Here is a 24,907-nt window from a genome sequence, read left to right on the forward strand (position 1 = left end):
TGAAAATTCATGCAATCCTCAAGCCGGAGGGCTCCTACTTTTTATTCATCAAATGATTTCTTTAAAAGGTATTCATGAGCTCCCTTCGGTCGGTTCCATTGATGAAAAAGTAGGCCAAAAATCTAGGGCGTGTAAGCTCAAACTGCTTCTACTTGAAAACTTTAAGTGCGGCGGGGTGATTTTCGAACAAAGTTCTCAACTTCCCCTTCTTTCTAAAAGTTTTCTGCGCATAAGCAGCCTGACCTTCCAATGCCCGTTGAGTGCGGTGGATATTTGTTAGCCCCTCATTCTGTTTAAATTAGTTACATAACAGGTCGATAGAATTCGTTTAAATTCATTAAATTTAAGAGAGCCCATTATTAGTGCTTAAATATTGAATTTTGGCACTTAATTTTTATTGTATCTACGTAAGCCCTAAACCTATGAACTCAGAATCCGATAAAAATCAAGGAATTAACAGAATTATTGCGGAGAATATTGAAAGACTAAAAGAATTAGCCGCAATAAATCAAACTACAGGAATAATAAAGGAAGGAAAATCTATTGAAGATACCCTGCAACAGATCTGCTTTATTCTACCTAAAGCATGGCAATATCCCGAATTTACAGTAGCACGAATCATTTTCGATGGACAAGAGTATTTGAGTTCTGGTTTTCGATTATCGCAATGGACCATGACTCAGGAGTTCATGACCATAGACAACAAAAGTGGAAGAATTGAGATTTGCTATGTGAAAAAGTTTCCAAGTTTGGATGAAGGGCCTTTCTTAAAGGAGGAAAGGCATCTTGTTGAGAACCTTGCGAGCATTATTGTTGGGTACATAAATAGTGAAACAGGAAAGCAGCTTTTATCACAGGCAAAATATAAGAGTGAAGCGAAAAAGGAAATTATTGGGCCATACGTACCTGTTACCAACAGGAAACTGCTTCAAAATTTTCTAAACAAGAATAATGCTGATCGGGATATTTATCACGATTTAATGCCATTTAAGGTGAAGGAGATTTTGCTGGTGGCCAATTTGTATGATGCTTATTGTATTGAGAGAGAAGGGCGTTTTGCTGAGCAGATTTCAGGTGAATATCAACAGTTGAATTTGACATCAATGCCTCGTGTAACCGGAGTTTCAACCCTGGAGGAAACCATGGAGCAATTGCACAGCAAGCATTTCGATATGATTATTCTGATGGTTGGGGTGGATAAGAAAACTCCAATAGAATACAGTGAAAAGATTAAAAGTGAATTTCCATACATCTCAATTTTCCTCCTGCTGAACAACGATGCGGATATTGCCCTTTTTGAAGAGCAAAGAACCGAACTTAAAACGGTAGATAAAATTTTCGTTTGGAACGGAGAATCGCAGGTGTTTTTTGCAATGATCAAATCATTGGAAGATAAAGTAAATGTAGAAAATGATACCAAAATTGGGCTTTCGCGTGTAATTCTTCTGGTGGAAGATTCCGCCAAATACTATTCACGTTATATGCCAATGCTATACCAGAGTGTATTGGCGCAAACCCAAAGAATTATTGATGATGTAAGTACTGATGCTCAATACAAGATTCTTCGATTGAGAGCTCGTCCGAAAATCTTGCTGGCTTCGAATTACGAAGAGGCCATGAATATTTATTACAAGTTTAAAGATTTTTTGTTGTGCTTAATTTCTGATGTAAAGTTTCCAAAAGAAGGAGTATTCGAAGAAGATGCCGGAATACAATTGGTTAAAGAAATTAAGGATGAATATCCAAATTTACCTGTAATCCTACAATCTTCGGATGTTACCAATGCAGCTCATGCATTTAATTTAAAGTGCAGTTTTATCAACAAAAATTCCGAAACATTGCGTCATGATATTCGCTTGTTTATCCGACAGTTTTTGGGTTTTGGCGATTTTGTATACAAAGATGCTGATGGTAATGAAATTGCTACGGCAAAATCTTTAAGGGAATTTGAAGAGTACTTGTATCATATTCCTGCAGAGTCTTTGGTTTATCATGCCAATAAAAATCATTTCTCACTTTGGTTGATGGCGCGAGGTGAGATACGTGTTGCAAAAATGATTGCTCCCTACAATATAGGTGATTTTAAATCGGCCGAAGATGTGCGCGACTACCTGATTAATGTGATTCAGAATTATAGGAATGAGAAGAACAAGGGTAAAGTGGTTGAGTTCAATTCCGATCAAGTGCTTAATGCCAATAATATCGTGACCCTTTCAACAGGTTCATTGGGAGGAAAGGGAAGAGGATTGGCTTTTATTAATTCAATGCTTTTTAATCTTGACTTGAGTCGATACATAAAGGATATCAATATAAAAGCTCCAATGACTGCAGTAATTGGTGTTGACGAATATGAATCGTTTATCGATAGAAATAATTTATTGGATAGAACCAAAGATTTGCCTGATTATAAGGAGGTACAGCGTTTGTTCCTGGCTTCTGATCTTACCTTAAGGTTGGTGCAGAAAATCAGGATCATGTTGATGAATTTTGATCAACCATTGGCCATTCGTTCTTCTGGCTTATTTGAAGATTCTTTATTGCAGCCTGTGGCCGGAGTTTTTCAAACCTATTTGGTTCCTAACAATCATCCGGATTTGAATGAAAGGGTAAAACAAGTTACCGATGCCATAAAACTGGTTTATGCTTCTATTTTTTCTGAGGAATCACGTGCTAACGTTCAGGCTTTAAATTACAAACTTGAAGAGGAGAAGATGGCTGTTGTTATTCAGGAAGTAGTAGGTAATCGTTATGAAGATACTTTTTATCCACATATTTCAGGCGTAGCACAATCCTACAATTATTATCCTTACGGACACATGAAACCTGAAGAAGGCTATGCTGTAATTGCTGTAGGTTTGGGAAAATATGTAGTGGATGGAGAAAAGGCCTGCAGGTTTTCTCCGGTTTTTCCAACTATCGAGAACAATTCGCCTAAAGATCAGTTCAAAAATTCGCAGGTTGAATTTTATGCAGTTGACCTGAAGAAGAAAGATGTGGACTTACTGGAGGGAGAAACAGCAGGTTTAATTCGACTGGAAATTGATGATGCAGAAGAACACGGTAATCTTACCCATTGTGCATCGGTTTACAATTCGGTTAATGATACCATTAGTCCAGGACTAGATGCTTATGGACCGCGAATTGTAAATTTTGCCAATATTCTGAAGTACGACTACATTCCATTGGCAAAGACAATAGAATTGGTTTTGGATATCGTGAAAGAGGCAATGGGGTCGCCAATAGAAATTGAATTTGCAGTTGATTTGACCAAAGATAAAAAAGGAAAGGCATCTTTTTATTTACTGCAAATAAAACCTTTAATCGGAAATGTTGATGATTATAATGTTGATTTGGAAGAGATTGATCGAAACAGGTTGATGTTACTTTCTGAAATGAGTATGGGAAATGGTCTGATTGATACGGTATGCGATGTAATTTATGTGGCTCCTGAATTATTTAAAAAGGAAATGACCCCTGAAATTGCATCAATTATTTCTTCGGTGAATGAGAAAATGCGATTGCAAAATAAGAACTATGTGCTGGTTGGTCCGGGAAGATGGGGAACAAGAGACAAATGGATTGGAATACCTGTGAAATGGAACGATATATCAAATGCAAAACTGATTGTAGAAACCAGCTTTGCAGATTACCCTTTGGAGGCTTCATCAGGTTCACACTTTTTCCATAATGTAACATCAATGAATATTGGCTATTGTTCTGTTCATCATCATTCAGAAACTTCATTTGTGGATTATGAACTGCTCGGAAAACAGGATTTGATAGCTGAATATGGTGCGGTTAAGCATGTACGTTTTGCCAAGCCATTAAGTATTAAAATGGATGGTAAAAAGAGATTGGCAGTTGCCAGTTGGCAGAAATAGTTTAATCGAATTTAATGGCTTTAGCCGGACTAATTTTTGTAATTAAATAGGATGGAATTAGCAACATGGCAACTGTAGCAATTAAACTTCCAACATTTAATAAAAGTAAATGACTAAGTTTTAGATTAACCGGTACGGTGTCAACGTAATAGTTGGTAGGATCTAACGGGATGATCTCAAAATAATATTGCAAAAGACACAAGCCTATACCAATAACATTACCCCATAACATTCCTTTGCCAATGATCATGCTCGATTGGTAAAGGAATACTTTTCGTATTGACCAGTTTTGTGTTCCCAGTGCTTTTAAAATCCCAATCATATTGGTTTTTTCCAGAATGATGATCAGTAATCCAGAAACCATATTGATACCTGCTACCAGAATCATTAGCGAAAGGATAATCCAAACATTAAGATCCAGCATATCGAGCCAACTGAAAATTTGAGGATATTTTCTAAGAATATTTCGAACTTTTACACTGCCTCCCTCTTGGGTGAAAGAACTTGCGGTACTTTGTTTTACCAGGTAAGTAAGATCTGATATTTTATCAAAATCATCGATGAAAATTTCATACCCACTAACTTGATTTTGTTCCCAGTCGTTTAGTTTTTGGATATGACGCATATCGCAAACCAAGAACAGTTTGTCGAACTCTTCCATTCCAGTATTGTAGATACCTGAAATAACAAAGCGTCTTTCGCGAGGAGGTTGTTGGATAAAGTAAACTGATATTTTATCGCCAATTTTAACTTGCAGTAGCTTCGATAATTTTTCTGAGATTAGAATTTGATTACTGTTCTTTTCTTCTAGTTTGAATATTTCACCTTCAACCAAGTTTTTACTAAAAAAACTCCAGTCGTAATCTTTTCCAATGCCATTTAATACAATACCTTGAATCTCTGATTTTGTTTTTAGAATACCTGGTTTTGTTGCAAAAGCTTGTATGTGTCGAATCCCATGAATCTGCTTTATCAGATTCGTATCGATAATGCTTTTATCAATGGGTTGGGTTTCAAAAGAAGAATTATTATCGTAGTTGGTAATCTGAATATGTGAACCAAAACCAGTTACTTTGTTGGTAATTTCAGATTTAAAGCCAGTTACAATGGCTACAGCTAAAATCATAACACTAATGCCAAGCGCAATGCTAAGTTTGGCAATTTTAATAATCGGGCGCGACATTTTCTTTTCGCCTTTTTTACCCGTAGTAATTTTTTTAGCTATAAATAATTCCAGATTCAAATTGATATTCTTTTTGTTAAGATTAACACAAAAGTAGTAATTTCATATGATTAAAATTTATTTTTATTTGCAATTGATTTCGAATGTTTTTGGGTGTTTGGTGAATTTTATATTTTACAACTCGAATTGAAAATATCGAAATACATAATTGTTACATCTTGTTTAAAATTGAAAAGAATCATATCATGAGAGCTTATTTATATACAATTTTGATGTGCTTGTTTATTGTGAGTACATCCTGTGCACAACAGAATGAATTAAAAATATTACCGGGTGCTGAGAATACTCAGGATTATCTGCCATTGCTTCAAGGCAAATCGGTTGGGTTTGTGGGCAATCAATCCTCTTTGGTTGGGAATCAGCATTTAGTTGATTTTCTGTTTGCAAAAAACATTAAAATTCAAAGAATATTTAGTCCTGAACATGGATTTCGAGGTGTTGCCGATGCTGGAGAGAAAATTAAAAACAGCAAAGATGTAAAAACTGGCATTTCCATAGTTTCTCTGTATGGCAAACATTTTAAACCAAGCAAAGAAGAAGTACAAGGCATTGATGTAATGGTGTTTGATATTCAGGATGTGGGGGTTCGGTTTTACACCTACATTTCAACATTGCATTACGTGATGGAAATATGTGCCGAGCAAAATATACCACTTATCGTTTTAGATCGACCAAACCCTAATGCTCATTACGTGGATGGACCACTTTTAGAAAAAAAATACGCTTCATTCGTTGGGATGCATCCGGTACCTGTTGTTTATGGATTAACTATTGGAGAGTATGCAAAAATGATTAATGGTGAAGCTTGGTTAAAGGGAAGTGTAAAGTGTGATCTTACAGTGATCCATTGTAGAAATTGGAATCGAAATCAAATTTACGATTTACCAGTTAAACCATCACCCAATTTGCCCAATGCCCTTTCGGTTGCCTTGTATCCATCTTTGTGTTTTTTCGAAGGTACCACGGTAAGTGCAGGACGAGGAACTGATTATCCATTCCAATGTTTTGGACATCCGAATATGAAAAATGACGGTTATTCTTATACGCCTCGAAGTATTCCTGGGGCAAGTAAATATCCCAAATTTAAAGGCAAAGTATGTTATGGATATGATCTGAGTAGGTACAATTTGGTAGATTTTAGAAACAGAAAAGCGCTTGATTTGTCTTTTCTAATCAAGGCTTACCAACAACTTCAGGCTAATAAAAAATTCTTTAATACTTTCTTTAGAAACCTGGCGGGAACCAATCAGTTGAAACTGCAAATAGAAAAGGGAATGAGTGAGGAAGAAATTAGAGAAAGCTGGCAAGAAGATCTGAAAGCTTATAAAAATATCCGTAAAAAATATCTGATTTATCCTGATTGGGAGTAAAATCAGAAACAGAATCGCCGGTGACAAATGGAAAGTAGTATCGACTTAATTGATAAACCCGACGACCTGTTTCTAAGGGATTTTTTATTTAAAATTTATGAGGCTTGAGATAGTATGATTATTATAGCAAGTATAAAAAATACAGCTCTTATGTATCTAAAATTACTACTAAATGAGTGTTAATATTAAAGGAGAAATTGGGAGGAGATAATGTTAAATTAATGGAAGGTTAATGCTAAAAATCAGTCTTGATAATTTAGAACTTATCAAAATAATCGGTAAATTTAAAGGAGTAACAACCTTAAACTAGAAAGAAATGGCATTTACCCTACAAATTGGAGATAAAGCTCCCGCATTTAATTTGATTGCAACTGATGGTATTCGATATAAGTTAAACGATTTTAAGTCATCGAAATTGCTGGTGGTTTTCTTTACTTGTAATCATTGTCCTTATGTTGTTGGATCGGATGAGGATACCAGAGCCATTGCAGACAAGTATATACCGCATGGAGTTGAATTTGTTGGAATTAATTCCAATTCTCCCAATACATACGAAGAAGATGATTATGACCACATGCTTACCCGTATGGAAGAGAATGATTTTCCATGGGTGTACTTGCATGATGAAACTCAAGAGGTAGCCGTTAGTTATGGTGCTTTAAGAACACCACATTTTTATTTGTTTAATGAGAAGAGAGAGTTGATCTATACGGGAAGAGCTGTTGACAATCCAAAAGATACCTCTAAAGTTACTGTTCGTGATTTGGAAAGAGCAATTATTGAGTATTTGGATGGAAAGACAATTTCAACTCCAGTGACCAATCCAATTGGTTGCAATGTAAAATGGGATGGGAAAGATAAACACTGGATGCCTGCAGATGCATGTGATTTGGTGTGAAGAAAATACGCTTTATACAAAAGAGGCTATCTTTTAAAGATAGCCTCTTTGCTTTTATACTTTTTGGTATGAAGTATTTTTTATCTGTAATGTAGAATTATACCAAGATATAATCTTTTAGTATAAATGGTATATTACAATTGCTTTAATAAGTTAGCCATTTCAATACCAGAAACTGCAGCTTCGTAACCTTTGTTACCTGCTTTTGTACCCGCACGTTCAATAGCTTGTTCAATTGTATCAACAGTTAAAACACCGAAAATTACAGGAACTTCTGAATCTAATGATACATGTGCTACACCTTTAGTTACTTCGTTTGAAACATAGTCGAAGTGAGGAGTGGAACCTTTAATTACTGCTCCTAAACAGATTACAGCATCATACTTTCCACTTTTTACCATGCGCTTTGCAACCAATGGAATTTCGAATGCACCTGGAACCCAAGCAACATCAACATCATCCTCTGATGCACCATGACGCTTGATTGCATCCAATGCACCACCTAACAATTTGCTTCCAATAAACTCGTTAAAACGACCTGTTACGATACCAAACTTAAGACCTTCAGCAACTAATTTACCTTCAATTGTATTCATATTTCTAATTTTTAAATATTCTTTTTATTGCGAGCTGTGAACGCTTCTTTAATTCGTGTAAATGTGGAAAAAGTGCCTAAAGTACTTAGAGTGCCTTGTCATTTACTCACTTCACATTCACTAATTTACTTAATCTATTTTTTTATCATCGTTTTGAAGATTCCACTTCACATCCTGATGTAACATGTGACCCATTTTTTTCATTTTGGTCATCATGTAAAATTCATTTTTTTCATGATGTGTCATTTCAATTTCTTCACGATCAACAATCTTGATGCCGTAACCTTTTAAGCCTGCTACTTTTAGTGGATTGTTGGTCATTAGTTTTAAATTCTTAACTCCCAAATCAGCAAGAATTGCAGCTCCAATACCATAATCACGCAAGTCAGCTTTAAAACCAAGAGCAAGGTTTGCTTCAACAGTATCCATTCCCATATCTTGTAATTGGTAGGCACGAAGCTTGTTGATCAAACCAATTCCACGACCTTCTTGGCGCATGTACAACAATACACCACGACCCGCTTTTTCAATTCTTTTTAGTGCTTCCTGTAATTGCTCTCCACAATCGCAACGAAGCGAACCAAAAGCATCTCCAGTTAAACATTCAGAATGAACACGTGTAAGAATAGGCTCATCGGTATCAACATTCCCTTTTACCAAGGCAACATGATGTTCGCCGGTAATTTTATTCACATAACCATGAGCTCTGAATTCTCCATGCTGTGTTGGCATAGCAGTTTCGGTCACCTTTTCAATCATGGTTTCTGTCTGGCGACGATATTCTATTAAATCAGCAATGGTGATCATTTTCAGGTCGTGCTTTTCGATATATTCCTTCAGTTGAGGAACACGAGCCATTGTACCATCTTCGTTCATGATTTCACAAATCACACCTGCAGGATACAAACCTGCCATACGAGCCAAATCTACAGCTGCTTCGGTATGACCAGCACGAACCAATACACCATTTTTACGAGCCACCAATGGGAAAATGTGTCCCGGACGAGTAAAGTCTTCAGGTTTAGCATCATTTTCCAATACTCTTTTAATGGTATGAGCACGTTCATGAGCAGAAATTCCGGTTGTACAATCAGCTGCATCTATACTAACAGTAAAAGCAGTTTGCTTGGCATCGGTATTGTTGTACACCATCATATCGATATCCAATTCGTCCAAACGCTCTTTTACTATTGGCATACAAATTAATCCTCCGGCCTGACGAGCCATAAAATTAATTGCCTCAGGGGTTACCATTTCGGCAGCCATTAATAAATCACCTTCATTCTCGCGATCTTCATCATCCACCACTACAATCATCTTACCTTGTCTGATGTCTTCAATCGCCTCTTCAATAGTATGAAATTCCATTACTTATCTTGTTTGTTGTCTTGTTTATGCAAATCCGTTTTCTTTTAAAAAATCCATTGAAATATCCGATTTCTCCGATTTTTCTTCTTCCTCTCTGTGGAACATGAATTTCTCTATATATTTAGCTGTCATGTCGCATTCCAAATTGACTTTCTCACCAGCTTTTTTAGATGTTAAAGTTGTATCGTATTGAGTTAAAGGAATGATTGATACTTTAAATATCTTCTCATCCACATAGGCTACTGTCAAGCTAATACCATCAATAGCAATTGAGCCTTTTTCAATTACATATTTCAGGATGTTTTTTGGTGCAGCAATACTCACCCAAATGGCATTGTCATCTTTTTCTTGCCCTACAATTTCTCCTAAGCCATCTACATGACCACTTACCATGTGTCCACCCAATCGATCGCCAACACGAACAGCTCTTTCCAAGTTCACCTTGCTACCTGTACCAAGTGTGCCAAAACTGGTTCTGTTCATGGTTTCCGGCATAACATCAGCTGTAAAACCGGCAGAGTCGAAACTTACTACCGTTAGACAAATTCCATTGGTTGCGATGCTATCGCCCAATTTTACATCATCCATAATTTTACTGGCAGAAATGCTCAAACGAATCGATTTTGCTCCTCGCTCGATGGCTTTAATTTGTCCTATTTCTTCTACTAGTCCTGTAAACATTTTTCTATTTTGGCTTGTACAGTCGTTTCATGAAACGTCTCTACTTTATTTTTCCTGACAACATTAGGTCATTTCCCAATTGTTGTAACTTAATATCTTCTAATTCTATGGCATCCTTCATCAATTCAATGCCTTCTCCTCCTACCGGACTTTTAGCATTACCCCCAATTATTTTCGGTGCGACAAAAGAAATTATTTCATCAACAACACCTGATTGTAATGCCGAAAAGTTCAAAGTAGCTCCACCTTCCAATAATACTCCATCAATATTTTGTTCTCCGAGCTTTTGCATCAAACTATTTAAATCGATTCTATCATTTAAAGCATCCACTTTTATAACTTGATTTCCTTTGGCTTCAATTTGCTTGATTTTATTGAGATCAGCTTCTTCTGTAACTGCCAAAATGGTTTTTGCTTGTTCCGGAGTATTTAAAATCTTGGAATCCAGGGGAATTCTTGCTTTGCTATCTACTACAATTCGAATCGGATTCTGACCTTTTCCATTCTCTAGTCTGGTGGTAAGAATGGGATCATCAGCAATTACGGTATCAACACCAACCATAATTCCTGCCAATTCATTTCTTAATTCATGAACCTTAGCTCTTGATTTTTCGTTCGAAACCCAACGCGAATCACCTGTTTTGCTGGCAATTTTCCCATCCAGTGTCATGGCAGTTTTCATTATCACGTAAGGAGTTTTCGACTGTATAAATTTTAGAAAGGTTTTATTCATTTCGGTCAACTCCTCACACAAGTAGCCGAAATCAACTTCAATGCCATTTTCTTCTAAAATTTTTACACCACGACCAGCAACCAAAGGGTTGGGATCAAGCATGCCGATAATTACTTTTCCAATTTTATTTTTCACAATGGCTTCGGCACAAGGAGGTGTTTTTCCGTAATGAGAACAAGGTTCCAACGTTACATACATCGTAGCTCCTTCAACCGATTCTTTGGCCGAACGGAAAGCATTTACCTCGGCATGAGGACCACCATAAAATTCATGATAGCCTTCCCCAATTATTTTATCGTCTTTTACAATTACAGCACCAACCAGAGGATTTGGACTTACTTTTCCAACTCCTTTTTTGGCAAGCTCGTAAGCTCTGTGCATGTATTCGTATTTCTTGCTCATTTTATTTCCTGAATGTGTTAATGCGTGAATGAGTATTGTTTTTCATTAAAATCAATCACACATATTTGAATTCATTTAATATTTATTACAAAAAATGCCCTGAACAGTACATTACTATTCAGGGCATTTATTATACGGTCTGCCAACTGGAATCAATTTTTCCAATGACATGAATTAATCAAATCGATCAATTGTTTTTTCTTCTCCCATCCAGACTGTACTGTCGGTACTGGAATCTCACCAGTTCAATCCTTTTACAGATTCGCGGACTATCACCGCCGGTCGGGAATTTCACCCTGCCCTGAAGAAACAATAAAATATGTTGAAACAGAGTTTTTAAGCACTGTTTCTGCTACAAATATAGATCTTTAAGTTTTAAAAACAAATGAAGCTGATATGCTTTAAACAATATTAACAGTTCATTATAGATTTTTAATCTAAAAAAAATACAAGTATCAAGCTTAATGATTGTTAGACATTTTCGTAAATGGCATTAATTGTTCTATATTTGCAAAAATTTTTAAATCACTAAATTGGAGTAAGTATGCCTCATAAGTCAGGTTTTGTAAATATCATTGGAAATCCGAACGTTGGAAAATCAACCTTAATGAACAATTTGGTTGGTGAACGCATTTCGATTATCACATCGAAATCGCAAACTACACGCCACAGAATTAAGGGAATTGTAAATGGTGAAGATTTTCAAATTGTATATTCTGATACGCCAGGAGTGTTGAAGCCGAATTACAAACTTCAGGAATCGATGATGAAGTTTTCAACATCTGCATTGGTTGATGCTGACATTATTTTATATGTTACCGATGTGGTTGAAACCATTGACAAGAATGAAGATTTCTTAAAAAAGGTTCAGAACACTGACACTCCGGTAATCCTGATTTTGAATAAAATTGACTTGACAACTCAGGATAAACTTGTTGAGATGATGGACATGTGGAAAGAAAAGCTGCCAAAAGCAGAAATTTTCCCTATGTCGGCAAAAGAGAATTTTAATGTCTCTAATTTATTTGATAGAATTTTAGAGCTATTGCCTGAAGGACCTCCTTACTTTGCTAAGGACGAAATGACTGACTTGCCAGCCCGTTTCTTTGTGAATGAAATTATCAGAGAAAAAGTATTAATGAACTACGATAAGGAAATTCCTTATGCTGTGGAAGTTGAAGTAGAAGAGTTTAAAGATGAGCCTAAGATTATCAACATTATGGCGGTGATTAATGTTGAAAGAATGTCACAAAAAGGGATCATCATCGGTCATCAAGGTAAAGCACTTAAAAAAGTTGGAACCGAAGCCAGAAAAGACATGGAAGCATTCTTTGGTAAGAAAGTATTTTTAAAGATTTACGTTAAAGTTGCCAAAGACTGGAGAAATAAAGAGAATAAATTAAAAGGATTCGGGTACAACCAATAAATTAATGATAAATTATGAATGATGATTTATGCATCTTGTAAAATTCATTATTCTTAACTTATAATTCATAATTAACAATGAGTAATATAGTTGCAATAGTAGGTCGTCCAAATGTTGGAAAATCTACACTTTTTAATCGATTAATAGGAAGCCGAAAAGCAATCGTGAATGAAACTGCTGGTGTAACCCGCGATCGTAATTATGGGAAAGCAGACTGGAATGGAAAAGAGTTTTCAGTAATTGATACAGGTGGATATTCATTCAACTCGGAAGATGTTTTTGATGAAGAAATCCGCAAGCAGGTAATGCTGGCTATTGATGAGGCCGATGCCATTTTATTTGTGTTGGATGTTCAGCATGGAATGACAGACTTGGATGAGGCTGTTGCGCGAATTCTTCGCAGAACTACAAAAAAGGTTTATCTGGTAGCCAATAAGGCAGATAACAGCGATTTAATTTTTGCGGCAAATGAGTTTTACTCAGTGGGAATTGGCGATGTTGTTTATCCAATATCATCGGTGAATGGTTCGGGGACCGGCGATTTGCTTGATGCTGTAGTAGGTGATTTTGAAGAAAAGCCAGAAGAAGAAGACAATGAATTACCAAGACTTGCATTTGTTGGTCGTCCTAATGTAGGAAAATCATCAACAGTAAATGCTTTAATTGGTATCGAAAGAAATATTGTTACCGATGTTGCCGGTACAACCAGAGATTCAATTCATACAAGATTCCAAAAATTTGGGCACGACTTTATGATGGTAGATACCGCCGGAGTTCGTAAAAAGCCTAAGGTGAATGAAGATTTGGAATTCTATTCGGTAATGCGTTCGATTAGAACCATTGAAACTGCTGATGTTTGTGTTCTGATTCTTGATGCAACACGTGGTGTAGAAGCTCAGGATCTGAGTATTTTTGATTTGATTATCAAAAACAGAAAGGGTGTTGTGATCATGGTGAACAAATGGGATTTGATTGAGAAAGAAACCAACACCATGAAAGAGTTCGAGCAAGAAATCAGAAATAAAATTGCTCCTTTTAATGATGTACCAATCATCTTTACATCTGCACTTTCCAAACAACGATTATTAAATGTGTTGGAATCTGCATTGGAAGTATATGAAAATAGAGTACGTAAGATTCAAACTTCTGAATTAAATAAGGTAATGCAGGATGCCATTGCTGCGTTTACTCCTCCTTCGGTAAAGGGGAAATTCATTAAGATTAAGTACGTAACTCAATTGCCTACTTTGGCTCCAACTTTTGCATTCTATTGTAACTTGCCACAGTACATTAAAGATCCTTACAAAAGGTACCTTGAAAACCAGATTCGTAAAAACTGGGCATTTACAGGGGTTCCGATTCAGATTTTTATGAGAAAAAAATAATTGCTACAAAGCAATCATATCAACCGATTCAGAATTTCTGAGTCGGTTTTTTTTGATCTAAATTTTATAATTGTTTTCTAAAACTAATGATTTAGTTATATTTATATGATAATTATAAAATTACAACCCAATGAAACAATTTATTTTTACCCTAATACTTACAAGTATTTTCTTTATCCCCAATGCATCCTCGCAACGTACCAATAAGGTAGACCAATTGCTTTTTAATGGAGAATATGAAAGTGCTATTCCAATTCTTAAGCAAATGATTGCAAAGGATAGTACAAATAGTAAGCTGTATTTTCGTTTGGGGAAAGCATATCAAAACTTAAATCAGTATGTTCCTGCAATCGAGAATTATCAGAAAGCACACAGGTTACATCCCAATTCAACTGCTACATTATTTAATTACAGCAATTGCCTTTATTCATCGGGAAATTATCCTGAATCTCAAAAACAACTCTTAAAACTTCAAGCCGTTGATTCAATGCATTATCAAGGCAGTTTATTGTTGGCAAAGACATATGCTAACCTTAGCAATTACCGTAAGGGTTTGGATATCTATGAGAAATTAATTGAGCGTGATTCTTTAAACCCATATTTGCACAAACAAGCTGCCAATTTGAAAGGTAAAATGCAGAATTTTATTGGTGCATTGGCATCGTATTTAAAGGCATATGAACTTAATCCAAAAGATTTATCGGTGATTCTTCATGTGATTCAGAAATTTTATGAAATGCAAGGCTACGAACAAGCTTTGGATTTTTGTAATAAAGGGCTTGAAACTTATCCTAACAATCATCTGATACAGAAAAAGAAAGCCCAGTGTTTGGTTGGTTTGGAATGGTACGAAAATGCGTTAAACATTTACAAGGATCTGGAGACGAGAAAAAAACTAAATCTTAGCGGATACAAACAGTTGGGAGTTTGTTATATGCAAACCAGGCAATATGAAAATGCTATTAAATCATTTTTAGCTTGTGGTGAAACTTTTGAAAAAGATCCAATGCTTAATTTTTATCTTGGTGTCTGTCACTCTCGTTTAAATGATAACAAAAAAGGGATAGAGTATCTGAATAACTCTTTGGTTTATATTACACCTGCAATTAAATCATCAATACATTTGTATTTGGCAAAAGCATACAGTGCCACTCGTGAATTTGAAAAAGCGGTGATAGAATATAAAAAACACTTTGAACTGGATAATTCCAATCCGGAAGTCTTATACGAAATTGCTACTACTTACGAGGAATTTGGCGATAACAAAAAGAAAGCGCTGAAATATTATTCGCAATACATTCGAGAAACAGATGATGTTGGCGGCGAACGTTATGAATACGCCAAATCAAGAATCCTGCACATAAAGGAGAAAATACACTTCGAAAAGTAAAAGAATACCTAATTGTTGGTATTGCGAACGCAAGTTAAGCAAACTAAGTTTGTATTGACTTAAAAACGAGCTCCCGGAACTGAGGCCAGATGAATTCGAGAAATCTTTTGCCATAATATTTCTTTTTAGTGTTTTTACTCATTTGGTTTCGGTTTTCGATTGCTTTTTTTGTTTCATGTCTTATTAGATCTCCAAAAAATTACTAATTTAGATTGAATTAAAATACAAGTATGCATATAAAGAAAAGTATGAAAATGGCAGATGTGATTCAAATGAATTACATGCTAATACCTGTTATTCATCGTTTTGGAATTGAATTGGGATTTGGAGATAAAACAGTTGATCAGGTTTGTGAAGAGAATGAAGTTGATTTGAACTTTTTTCTTCAGTTGGTAAATGCCTATCATGATCAGGATTATTTTCCCAAAGAGGAACTGCAAAGTATTCCGGTACGTGAAATTATAGCTTATCTAAAAATGACTCATGCCAGTTACTTAAATAACACTGTAACCGAAATTGAGCAAAAAATTAAAAGTCTGGAATTAGAAGGGAGCGAGGATAAAAAGTATATTGCCCTGATTAGAAACTTTTTCGAAGGATATAAATCGGAGCTTACAGAACACATTATGCGTGAGGAAGATGTTGTGTTCCCATATGTGTTGGCTGTAGATGAAATCATAAAATCAGAACAAATTACTGATCAGAATAAAAAGGTTTTTGAGTCGTTTTCGATTGAGGAATATGAGGAAGAGCACGATGATGTTGAGGAAAAACTTATGGATTTGCGAACCATCATGATTAAATATGTTGCTCCACCTGCCAATACCAACCTATATCATAGTATTATTCAAGACTTATTTAGGCTAGAGGAAGATTTGAATTATCATTCCAGAATTGAAGATAAGGTTTTAATTCCGAAAATTGTTTTAATGGAAAAATCAATTAAGAACCTGTTTTAATGATCGTTTATGCCTAGAATTTCTATACTAATTGCAGAAAGCACTTGTTTGATTCGAAAAGGACTTGGCTCAGTAATTCAAAAGCTTGGGAATGTTGAAATTCTTCAGCCTGTTTCGAATAAAGTAGAGCTATGCGATATTGTGAACCGATTAAAGCCTGATGTTTTAATTGCCAATACGAATATGCTTGATTCAGGTTGTGAAGATTTGAAAAAGCCTTTTATTGCTGCCAATAAAATGAGTTTGGTATTGATATCGGAAGACAAGTCAATTGAGGGCAAATACAATGCTGATGCTTTGATTCACTATAAGGATAATCAATCTAAAATTCTCGAAATTATTGAGGAGATAGTGAATCAAAAGGCAGAAAAAAAACGAATTAATAAGTCGAATGAAACTTTAAGTTCGAGAGAACAAAATATATTGAAACATATTGCTTTGGGATTAACCAATAAAGAGATTGCAGATCAGTTGTTTATCAGCATACATACCGTAGTTACCCATCGTAAAAACATAACACAAAAACTTGGAATCAAATCTGTTTCTGGCTTAACGGTATATGCAATTCTGAACAATTTGATTAACATGGATGAGGTAAAGTAATTACAGCTCTATAACTGCACCCGCGGCCAATTTCAACAAGTTGAAGCTTTTTGCAAATTCATCGCGAACTTTGAAACTTGTGCAATGAGTTGGCCCAAGAAATTTAATGTTTTCAGCTTTTAGATATTCAATTGTTTTAATGGTAAGTTCGTCTATCTCCTTCAAATGAAAACCGCCAATTACTGCATAAACAGTATTGGTCTTACATACTTCCTTAGCATATTCAATAGTATTGCAAATGCCTGAGTGAGCACAACCGCTAATCACAATTAAGCCTTTGGAACTGCTTACTGCAACTGCTGAATCATCAGGAACAAAATCGGGAGATCCATCGGGCAATAAAAAAGGACTTTCTTTCGATTCAAAATCATTAACCCTGGGGATTTGTCCCAAGAATACCATATTTTCAGAAATCCACAAAGGCTTTTTGCTTTCCTTAATTTTAAGGTTTTCCGAAAGCTCCTCTTTGTTCATAGATAAACCTACGTGGGTATTGTTGCGTTTTCGATGCCTGGTAATAAAACAATCAGGGTGTAAAATCAGCTCCTTACCTGATAAATACTTTAAACCATCTCCATGATCCCAATGACCATGACTCAGAATTACAGTATCAATATCGGAAAAATCTTCATCTAACTTTTTGGCATTCTTTGCAAACAACTCGTTTGGACCTGCATCGAATAAAATTTTCTTATCGGATTCTACAAGTACCGAAAATCCATGAACCGATTCAAAACCTTCTGTTGCTGTATTATCTAATAGTATTTTCAGCTTCATTATTCATCTTTTCTTTTAGGAATTCTAAGGTTAAAACATGAACCGACTCCTTGTTCTGAATCTACCCAAATTTCACCTTTTGCGTTTTTAACGATGTTTTTAACGATGGCCAAACCTAACCCCATTCCACCCGATTTGGTAGTGAAATTAGGATAGAATAACCTTTCCATTACATCATCACTAATCCCATTCCCATTGTCAATTACACAAGCTTTAAAGTATTCTTTTTCTTCCTCAAGCTCAACAATTACTTGTCCATTTCTATTTTCAGGAATGGATTGAATGGCATTGTTTATTAAATTTACAAATACTCGAATAAATTGCTCTTTATCAACAAATACATTAGCTGTTTCAATACCATTCAGCTGAAGTTTTAAATCCAGTTCATCATTTCTGAATAAGGAAACAACATGATTTAATATATCAACAAGATTCAGTGCTTCGTTATTTGCAGTTGGCATTTTTGCAAAATTTGAGAAGGCCGTGGCTATTGAAGACAAAGCATTAATCTGCTCGATTAAGGTCTTGCTTACTTGTTGCAAATGCTCTTCTCTATTTTCAGATTTTTCCTCGAAACGTTTTTGCAAAAATTGAATGCTTAACTTCATTGGAGTTAAAGGATTTTTAATTTCGTGAGCGATTTGACGAGCCATTTCTCTCCATGCGGATTCTCTTTCTGAACGAGCCAACTTTTCTGCACTATCGGAAAGCTCAACTAGCATCTGGTTATATTCATTAATCAGACTTCCAATCTCATCATCTTTTGAATATTCAATTTTTTCGCCGTATGAACCAAATCGAGTGGCTTTTAACCTGTTCTGAATAATTCTTAATGGGTATGTAATCTTATTGGAAATAAAAACGGAAAGGAATATAGCCAACAAGATCATGAAAACGTGTAAATTAACTCCTGTCAAAATAAGATTGAACATTTCTTTTTCCAACTCCTGACTTTTTGTGAAATAAGGAAGATTTACAAAAGCGATAACCTTATTGTTTTCGTCAACTATGGTTTCGTAGGCCGATAAATATGACATTTTACCAATTTCTTCTTTGTGAATGAAGCTTGTTTTTTCTTTAAAAAACAATTGATAGTAGGCCGCAAAGTTCATCTTCTTATACTGAAGCTTCTTGTCAAATATTTCGCGACGCGATGAGGTGATTAGTTCTCCAGATAAATTATACAAATGAATATCAGCATAAATTAGACTGGATAGCCTTCGCAAGCGATCTGTTAGAAAGTCTACATTTAAATTTTCGCCTAAGCTCGAAATTACTTCTTGTTTTACCAATTGTAATTTCTCTTCTAATTTTCTATTGTTAAGTTCTTCTGATCTTTCAATTGTATAATAAACAGTGCCTCCACCCAACAATAAAAAGAATAACATTAACAATGCTACAATTGAGTATTGTATTCTAAACTTAAAACTCATGTTGAATTTAAATTTCCAGGGATATCGGCTTAAAAGCCATATAAACATGCCAAACAAATAAAGAAATACAAAAATGTATGGGACAGTTATCACTTTGTTGTACCAGCTAACAAGAGGATAGCTTACCACAACTGCATTGTTATCGAATCGATAGACGAGATGGTCGTAATTGTCAAGTTTTACATGAAATGATTTCTCATTGTGGGTTCCAAACACCTTTTCATTCATGTAATAATTGAATTTTCCTGAGGAAGCAATCAATTTATTATCGCTATATTTTCCATAAGAATATTCATTTCCTCTTTGTTTTAAAGTAACTTTTTCATCAAGTAATAGGTCTGGATATCCTATTCCTTCATTGCCAAGTTTGGAGTCGAGACGAATAAAAATTCGAACCAAGCCCATTCTTTTGGTTTTAAATTCAAGTTTTCCCAAATAGGAAACCATTCCATCAAAATCGTTCAGATAATAGAATTTTGTATTTGGAATTTCTTCTCCTGATTGAAGAATCATTTCTTCGAAGAACTCAAAACAATTTCTGACATGATTGTCTGGTTCAATGCTCAAATCATCAGATTCATTACAAATAGTGATCTGGTGATAATATTGATCCCAATATCCGGAAAAGTATCGATCTCGAATGTGATCCATTATGCGTACTTCATTTCTAAATGGATGTTGACACATTTGTTTCAATACTTTATCTGAATTGAGATCTTTTTGCAAGTGAACCAACAAATTTTCAGATGTAGGATCGTATTCAGTAGAAAGGTTCATTGCAGTTATCAATCGATTTTGTGCTTCCTTTTTTTCGGATAGAACATTAATTATACCAGTTACAGCGATGGCTACAAATAGTAATAAAACAATCATCAATGAGTAGTAGCTTCCTTTAGCAGCTTTATAACTTGCAAATCCTACAAGTAATAAAATGATTAATGGTAAGATTATAAAGAGATAGCTTTGGGGTTCGAATGAAAAAAGAAAAAGGTAAACGATTGCTGGAATGGAAACTATAAACACGAATATCAAGTATTTCCATAAATTCCATCTTGATCTTGATAAGGCAGCAATGAGGTAAGCAAAGTGTCCTAAAGAATACATTAATAAAAGCAAAATCAGGAACCCAACGAATACATAAATTCCGTAATCCTGGAAAACGAACATTTGCAGACTAAAGCTGGAATCTAGTACCAAACTGTTTACCAATCCTTGGATTGAGTAAAAAAATGCCCAATACAATACTAAGTACAAAACAAATAGTATGCTTGCTCCTGTTTTTGATACTCCTTTCAGAATGTGATATTTACATCCGTATGATGAGTAAGTATAAACGAAAAGATAAAGGAATAGCACATTTAATAAAAAATCTCCTAATGATGGGAAGAAAAATGAGCGTGCATAAAGTGTTGGTGAGAATATTTCCAAATTGGAAAAGACAGATGGAAATGAGTATTGTATCATTAAATATCGAAGACATAATAACGATATTCCCCAAATAAAAAGTGCGCTTAAGCCAAATTTTACATTTCTAATTTCAAGAATTTGAATGCTAATCAGGATTAAAAGCAGAAGTATGAAGATAGCATAAAAGGCTCCAATACGATGTTGAGCTTTTGGTGCACTGTAGCCATAATCACTGTATTGTAATGAAAACAAAAAGTTATCATCCTTATCAAAAATTGGAACTCCCTTTTCTTTGTCTAATGATATTTCAAACTCAACGGGAATATCAAATTCACGATCGAAATGATTCTTTAGGTATTTATTCTGGTATGGATAAATCTTTTTTATAAGAAGTAAACCATACAAATCGATGCTGTCTAACTGTTGTCTTTGAATATAGTACCAGCCATTCTCGAATCTCTTAACACTTCCATGTGATTCTTTTAGGCTTTCTACTTTAGGAATTATAAACGAGTTATCACTCCAAAATCCTAAACTATCTTCTTTAAATGCCAATAAAACAAAACCATCTTTTTTTAAGTCATGCTCAAATTCCGTGAAATTATTGTATTCACTTAATCCGCCATTTTTATTGACAATGGCATTGCGTAACTCATTTAGATCTTTTTTTAAAGAAGGTTCTTTTTTGCTAAAAACATGTTGTATTCTTTTTGCTGATTGTAGCAAGCTGTCTTCACGATTAAAAAGATAATCAGAAGTGATTGCCAAGCCGAAAAATACCAGTACTGATATTCCTAGAATGTATTTGAGAAGTTTATTTTCCAATGCTGACTGTTTTGAAATTTTTGTTTGGATTAACAAATTTCATGCTAAACCTCTCACAAATTAGCATAATTCAATTAAACCATCAAACATGATGATAAGGTTCTCCTTTTATAATGGTCATAGCGCGATAAAGTTGTTCAATAAAAATCATACGAATCATTTGGTGCGAGAATGTCATCTTCGATAAAGAGACCTTGCCTTGTGCCTTTTTGTATACTTCTTCTGAAAATCCATAAGGACCGCCAATAACAAATACAAGATTTCGAGTACCACTAACCATTTTCTGTTCCATAAACTTCGAAAATCCTACTGATGAGAACTCTTTGCCATTTTCATCTAATAAAATTAGTGTGTCTGTAGGTTTTAACTTCTCCAGAATTAATTCACCTTCTTTTTGTTTTTGCTGATTTTCAGAAAGATTTTTTGTGTTCTTTAAATCGGGAATCATTTTAAAATCAAACGGAAGATAATGCACAAGACGTTTTTGGTATTCGTCAATGCCTTTTTTAACAAAGTCTTTATCTGTTTTTCCAATTACCAAGAGAGTTGCTTTCATAAGTGTCTAATTTTTCACGATATGGTATTCCCAAAATATTAACTTAAATTCTTTCAATTCCATGCTATACCGTGCCTTTAATCGATAGGGCAAAACCAATTATCTGCTCGAAATCAGGTTCTCGATTAGATTTTTTTTATCTTGCGGTATGTTTTTCGCACAGAATTTGTGTAAAGGTAAATGATAATGAATTAAATTTATTCAGATGAAACGAGGATAATTAAAATAATTATCACATTGCGATAATAATTATTTTAATCTTGCGGCTTCCATCTGGCAAATGCAAGAAAAATTATAACAGATGAAAATTATTAAATACATATTTGTTGGAATTCTATTTGTTCTGTTTTCTGCTTCGAATGTAAGTTCGCAAACTCAGAATGATTTGCCGAAAAACTTAACACTTGCTTTCAAGCAAGGAAATTGTGCCAGTTTGTCCAATTATTTTAGCGATAGAATCCAACTTTCAATTCAAGACAAAGAAGGCAACTACAGCAAATCTCAAGCAAAACAGATTCTTGATAAGTTTTTTAGAGACTATCCGCCAACCGATTTTAAAAAGAAGCATGCCGGGGGCAAAACCGGTGCCAGATATGCAACTGGAGAATTGATCACCAAAAAGGGAAATTTCCGACTAAGTTTTCTTTCGAAGAAACAAAACGGAAAATTCATTATTCATCAGCTCCATATAGAAAAAGATTAACTAAAGGCTCCAATCAATTGGAGCCTTTCCTTTTTTCTCCAAATATGTGTTGGCTTTGCTAAAATGTTTGTTTCCAAAAAATCCTCTGTCAGCCGAATAAGGAGATGGATGAGGCGATTTCAATACCAAATGCTTCGATCGGTTAATTTGTTCTCCCTTTCTTTGTGCATATGCTCCCCATAATAGAAAAACCAGGTTCTCCTTTTCTTCCGAAAGGCATATTATAACTGCATCGGTAAATTGTTCCCATCCTTTGTTTTGATGTGAGCCTGCTTGGTTGGCCCTAACGGTTAGCGTGGCATTTAATAACATTACACCTTGTTCACTCCACTTTTCAAGGTTACCACATTTGGGTATGTTTAATCCTAGATCAGAATTTATTTCCTTAAAGATATTCTGCAGGCTAGGAGGAAGGACAACGCCATTATTCACTGAAAAGCATAAGCCATTGGCTTGTCCAAACCCATGGTAAGGATCTTGTCCAATGATCACCAATTTTACATCATCGAATGCACACTTGTTAAAGGCATTAAAAATTAATTTACCTGGCGGATAGATTTTTTTGCTCTGATATTCTGTTTTTACAAAATGAACCAGGTGTTGAAAATATTCTTTCGAAAACTCACCAATTAGTTTTTCCTTCCAGGATTCCTCAATTTGCACATTCATGAGAATAATTTTCTTTCGAAGATAACATCCATAAAAATCATACACAAATCTCGATAAATTGCATATAAATGAAATTCTACCTATCTGGATATGGGGTGTGGATTTTTAAAAATATATAAAAATCAAAAGAACCCCCTCGAAATGGTTGTTTGATTGCGGAAAAATATATATTTTTGAATCGCAAGTGTAAAATTTGACGGACCACAATTCATAATCACACCTTTCTGTTTATTTTACCCTTAAATCTATTACAGATGAAAAACAGTAAAAAGTGGTTTTACGCCTTACTATTATTAGTACTGGTGTCGATTGTGGGAATCTTTGTCCCTGGAATTGAATTTGGATCAGGCGATCCTAACATTGTAGCTGGAGATGTGGCATGGATGCTTACTTCTACTGCTCTAGTGTTCTTAATGACTCCAGGTCTTGCATTCTTCTATGGAGGAATGGTAGATCCAAGAAACATTATATCAACGATACTACAGAGTTTTGTATCAATGGGAATTGTAAGTATCATTTGGATCATATGTGGATTTAGTCTGGCTTTTGGCGACAGTATAGGAAACGAAGGCTTTGGCCTGGTAGGGAATCCATTAACCTTTTGGATGTTTAAAAATGTTGGCGGACTAACACATCCTGAAATGGCACCTACCATTCCGTTCGCATTATTTGCTTTGTTTCAGTTGAAGTTTGCCATTATAACTCCAGCTCTTATTACGGGATCATTTGCAGGTAGGGTGCGATTCCGCTCCTATATGATATTTATTAGCCTATTTACATTATTTATTTACGCACCATTGGCACACTGGACGTGGCATCCTAATGGATTCCTTCGTAATTTGGGAGTGCTGGATTTTGCAGGAGGAACGGTTGTTCATATGTCGGCAGGATTTGCAGCATTGGCAGGAGCAATGTTTCTAGGAAAAAGAACCAAATCAAAATACAACGAGAAACGATCAAACATTCCATTCGTTCTGCTTGGTGCAGGAATGTTATGGTTTGGTTGGTTCGGTTTTAATGCAGGTTCAGCATTGGAGGCCTCTTCAACTGCTGTACTAGCTCTTCTTAATACCAACACCGCATCTGCAGCTGCCATGTTAACATGGATTTTCCTAGACGGAGCTAGAGGCCATAAACCTTCGGGATTAGGAGCTGCAATCGGGTTGGTAGTTGGATTGGTAGCCATAACACCTGCTGCAGGATTTGTTACCGTTGGAGCTTCAATAACAATTGGGGTAGTAGCATCAATTATTAGTAATTATGCCATTACTCTGCAGGGAAAAACTTCATTGGACGATACTTTAGATGTATTCCCTGCTCACGGAATGGGAGGAATCACAGGTATGATTTTAACCTCTGTTTTTGCACAAGAAGTTGGATTAATTCATGGTGAACTTAGAACTTTCTTAATGCACATGTTGGCTTTGCTTGTTGTAGGAGTATTTACATTTGGAGGTTCTTATCTTCTATATTGGTTAACCGATTTGATGGTTCCGTTAAGAGTTTCTGAATATTCCGAGAAAAAAGGGCTGGACGCATCGCAACACAATGAATCATATTCTTTTGCATACAAGGATTAAGTCTATCCAAATCTTCAATAAT

Annotated in this window: 19 protein-coding genes and 1 riboswitch; of the genes, 10 read left to right on the forward strand and 9 right to left on the reverse strand. The window is 35.2% G+C overall.

Annotated features, from left to right (window positions below; all coding sequences use genetic code 11):
- Nucleotides 1-422: 422 nt before the first annotated feature.
- Nucleotides 423-3,881 (forward strand): PEP/pyruvate-binding domain-containing protein, encoded by a 3,459-nt coding sequence (locus tag NQ163_RS08985; protein ID WP_268190014.1) that lies wholly within the window; start codon nt 423-425, stop codon nt 3,879-3,881.
- Nucleotide 3,882: 1 nt separating this feature from the next.
- On the opposite strand, the gene NQ163_RS08990 is transcribed toward NQ163_RS08985, so the two are convergent.
- Complete coding sequence (locus tag NQ163_RS08990) at nt 3,883-5,124, reverse strand: ABC transporter permease (protein ID WP_268190015.1); 1,242 nt, start codon at nt 5,122-5,124, stop codon at nt 3,883-3,885.
- A gap of 185 nt (nt 5,125-5,309) precedes the next feature.
- On the opposite strand from NQ163_RS08990, the gene NQ163_RS08995 reads away from it, so the two are divergent.
- Both NQ163_RS08995 and NQ163_RS09000 read left to right on the forward strand, forming a co-directional pair.
- Nucleotides 5,310-6,494 carry an exo-beta-N-acetylmuramidase NamZ family protein gene (locus NQ163_RS08995; protein WP_268190016.1) on the forward strand — a complete coding sequence of 395 codons (1,185 nt, stop codon included), beginning with the start codon at nt 5,310-5,312 and terminating at the stop codon, nt 6,492-6,494.
- 316 nt (nt 6,495-6,810) lie between these two features.
- The gene (locus NQ163_RS09000) at nt 6,811-7,392 is read left to right on the forward strand and encodes a thioredoxin family protein (protein ID WP_268190017.1); all 582 of its coding nucleotides are present in this window, start codon (nt 6,811-6,813) and stop codon (nt 7,390-7,392) included.
- 134 nt (nt 7,393-7,526) lie between these two features.
- Here the strand turns inward: NQ163_RS09000 and ribH are convergent, their stop codons facing one another.
- The 4 genes from ribH to ribD all read right to left on the reverse strand — a co-directional run bounded on the left by ribH (nt 7,527) and on the right by ribD (nt 11,172).
- Nucleotides 7,527-7,988: a 6,7-dimethyl-8-ribityllumazine synthase gene (ribH, locus tag NQ163_RS09005; RefSeq protein WP_268190018.1), complete on the reverse strand. Its 462-nt coding sequence runs from the start codon at nt 7,986-7,988 to the stop codon at nt 7,527-7,529.
- 129 nt (nt 7,989-8,117) lie between these two features.
- Nucleotides 8,118-9,356 carry a bifunctional 3,4-dihydroxy-2-butanone-4-phosphate synthase/GTP cyclohydrolase II gene (locus tag NQ163_RS09010; protein ID WP_268190019.1) on the reverse strand — a complete coding sequence of 413 codons (1,239 nt, stop codon included), beginning with the start codon at nt 9,354-9,356 and terminating at the stop codon, nt 8,118-8,120.
- Between the two features lie 24 nt (nt 9,357-9,380).
- The gene (locus tag NQ163_RS09015) at nt 9,381-10,037 is read right to left on the reverse strand and encodes a riboflavin synthase (RefSeq protein WP_268190020.1); all 657 of its coding nucleotides are present in this window, start codon (nt 10,035-10,037) and stop codon (nt 9,381-9,383) included.
- A gap of 40 nt (nt 10,038-10,077) precedes the next feature.
- The gene (gene ribD, locus NQ163_RS09020; protein ID WP_268190021.1) at nt 10,078-11,172 is read right to left on the reverse strand and encodes a bifunctional diaminohydroxyphosphoribosylaminopyrimidine deaminase/5-amino-6-(5-phosphoribosylamino)uracil reductase RibD; all 1,095 of its coding nucleotides are present in this window, start codon (nt 11,170-11,172) and stop codon (nt 10,078-10,080) included.
- Between the two features lie 194 nt (nt 11,173-11,366).
- Nucleotides 11,367-11,485, reverse strand: a riboswitch (FMN riboswitch).
- 231 nt (nt 11,486-11,716) lie between these two features.
- Here ribD and era point away from each other — a divergent pair.
- From era to NQ163_RS09045, 5 genes are all read left to right on the forward strand, one after another.
- Nucleotides 11,717-12,598 (forward strand): GTPase Era, encoded by an 882-nt coding sequence (gene era, locus NQ163_RS09025; RefSeq protein ID WP_120240837.1) that lies wholly within the window; start codon nt 11,717-11,719, stop codon nt 12,596-12,598.
- Between the two features lie 77 nt (nt 12,599-12,675).
- The gene (gene der, locus NQ163_RS09030) at nt 12,676-13,983 is read left to right on the forward strand and encodes a ribosome biogenesis GTPase Der (RefSeq protein WP_268190022.1); all 1,308 of its coding nucleotides are present in this window, start codon (nt 12,676-12,678) and stop codon (nt 13,981-13,983) included.
- A gap of 130 nt (nt 13,984-14,113) precedes the next feature.
- Nucleotides 14,114-15,373, forward strand: coding sequence for a tetratricopeptide repeat protein (locus NQ163_RS09035; protein WP_268190023.1), 1,260 nt, complete (start codon nt 14,114-14,116; stop codon nt 15,371-15,373).
- 230 nt (nt 15,374-15,603) lie between these two features.
- Nucleotides 15,604-16,332 (forward strand): hemerythrin domain-containing protein, encoded by a 729-nt coding sequence (locus NQ163_RS09040; RefSeq protein ID WP_268190024.1) that lies wholly within the window; start codon nt 15,604-15,606, stop codon nt 16,330-16,332.
- A 9-nt stretch (nt 16,333-16,341) separates the two neighbouring features.
- Nucleotides 16,342-16,935 carry a response regulator transcription factor gene (locus tag NQ163_RS09045; RefSeq protein ID WP_268190025.1) on the forward strand — a complete coding sequence of 198 codons (594 nt, stop codon included), beginning with the start codon at nt 16,342-16,344 and terminating at the stop codon, nt 16,933-16,935.
- Here the strand turns inward: NQ163_RS09045 and NQ163_RS09050 are convergent, their stop codons facing one another.
- The 3 genes from NQ163_RS09050 to rlmH form a co-directional block, all read right to left on the reverse strand.
- The gene (locus tag NQ163_RS09050) at nt 16,936-17,712 is read right to left on the reverse strand and encodes an MBL fold metallo-hydrolase (protein WP_268190026.1); all 777 of its coding nucleotides are present in this window, start codon (nt 17,710-17,712) and stop codon (nt 16,936-16,938) included. It lies immediately after the preceding gene.
- On the reverse strand, nt 17,712-21,377 hold the full coding sequence (locus NQ163_RS09055) for a sensor histidine kinase (protein WP_268190027.1): 3,666 nt from the start codon (nt 21,375-21,377) through the stop codon (nt 17,712-17,714). The genes NQ163_RS09050 and NQ163_RS09055 overlap by 1 nt, the downstream gene beginning before the upstream one ends.
- 82 nt (nt 21,378-21,459) lie before the next feature.
- Nucleotides 21,460-21,933: a 23S rRNA (pseudouridine(1915)-N(3))-methyltransferase RlmH gene (gene rlmH / locus NQ163_RS09060; protein WP_268190028.1), complete on the reverse strand. Its 474-nt coding sequence runs from the start codon at nt 21,931-21,933 to the stop codon at nt 21,460-21,462.
- Between the two features lie 301 nt (nt 21,934-22,234).
- On the opposite strand from rlmH, the gene NQ163_RS09065 reads away from it, so the two are divergent.
- Nucleotides 22,235-22,636, forward strand: a complete 402-nt coding sequence (locus NQ163_RS09065) for a DUF4783 domain-containing protein (protein WP_268190029.1) — start codon at nt 22,235-22,237, stop codon at nt 22,634-22,636.
- Here NQ163_RS09065 and ung read toward each other — a convergent pair whose 3' ends face one another.
- Nucleotides 22,637-23,305 (reverse strand): uracil-DNA glycosylase, encoded by a 669-nt coding sequence (ung, locus tag NQ163_RS09070; RefSeq protein WP_268190030.1) that lies wholly within the window; start codon nt 23,303-23,305, stop codon nt 22,637-22,639.
- A gap of 254 nt (nt 23,306-23,559) precedes the next feature.
- Between ung and NQ163_RS09075 the strand changes: the two genes are divergently transcribed.
- A complete protein-coding gene (locus NQ163_RS09075) occupies nt 23,560-24,885 on the forward strand; it encodes an ammonium transporter (RefSeq protein ID WP_268190031.1) in 1,326 nt (441 codons plus the stop codon).
- The last annotated feature ends 22 nt before the right edge of the window (nt 24,886-24,907 follow it).

Source organism: Marinifilum sp. D737, from assembly GCF_026672275.1.
Lineage (GTDB): Bacteria > Bacteroidota > Bacteroidia > Bacteroidales > Marinifilaceae > Marinifilum.

Coding starts and splice junctions, on each gene's coding strand:
- NQ163_RS08985 (WP_268190014.1), top strand. CDS start 423: ATGAACTCAGAATCCGATAAAAATCAAGGAATTAACAGAATTATTGCG.
- NQ163_RS08995 (WP_268190016.1), top strand. CDS start 5,310: ATGAGAGCTTATTTATATACAATTTTGATGTGCTTGTTTATTGTGAGT.
- NQ163_RS09000 (WP_268190017.1), top strand. CDS start 6,811: ATGGCATTTACCCTACAAATTGGAGATAAAGCTCCCGCATTTAATTTG.
- ribH (WP_268190018.1), bottom strand. CDS start 7,988: ATGAATACAATTGAAGGTAAATTAGTTGCTGAAGGTCTTAAGTTTGGT.
- NQ163_RS09010 (WP_268190019.1), bottom strand. CDS start 9,356: ATGGAATTTCATACTATTGAAGAGGCGATTGAAGACATCAGACAAGGT.
- NQ163_RS09015 (WP_268190020.1), bottom strand. CDS start 10,037: ATGTTTACAGGACTAGTAGAAGAAATAGGACAAATTAAAGCCATCGAG.
- ribD (WP_268190021.1), bottom strand. CDS start 11,172: ATGAGCAAGAAATACGAATACATGCACAGAGCTTACGAGCTTGCCAAA.
- era (WP_120240837.1), top strand. CDS start 11,717: ATGCCTCATAAGTCAGGTTTTGTAAATATCATTGGAAATCCGAACGTT.
- der (WP_268190022.1), top strand. CDS start 12,676: ATGAGTAATATAGTTGCAATAGTAGGTCGTCCAAATGTTGGAAAATCT.
- NQ163_RS09035 (WP_268190023.1), top strand. CDS start 14,114: ATGAAACAATTTATTTTTACCCTAATACTTACAAGTATTTTCTTTATC.
- NQ163_RS09040 (WP_268190024.1), top strand. CDS start 15,604: ATGCATATAAAGAAAAGTATGAAAATGGCAGATGTGATTCAAATGAAT.
- NQ163_RS09045 (WP_268190025.1), top strand. CDS start 16,342: ATGCCTAGAATTTCTATACTAATTGCAGAAAGCACTTGTTTGATTCGA.
- NQ163_RS09050 (WP_268190026.1), bottom strand. CDS start 17,712: ATGAAGCTGAAAATACTATTAGATAATACAGCAACAGAAGGTTTTGAA.
- rlmH (WP_268190028.1), bottom strand. CDS start 21,933: ATGAAAGCAACTCTCTTGGTAATTGGAAAAACAGATAAAGACTTTGTT.
- NQ163_RS09065 (WP_268190029.1), top strand. CDS start 22,235: ATGAAAATTATTAAATACATATTTGTTGGAATTCTATTTGTTCTGTTT.
- ung (WP_268190030.1), bottom strand. CDS start 23,305: ATGAATGTGCAAATTGAGGAATCCTGGAAGGAAAAACTAATTGGTGAG.
- NQ163_RS09075 (WP_268190031.1), top strand. CDS start 23,560: ATGAAAAACAGTAAAAAGTGGTTTTACGCCTTACTATTATTAGTACTG.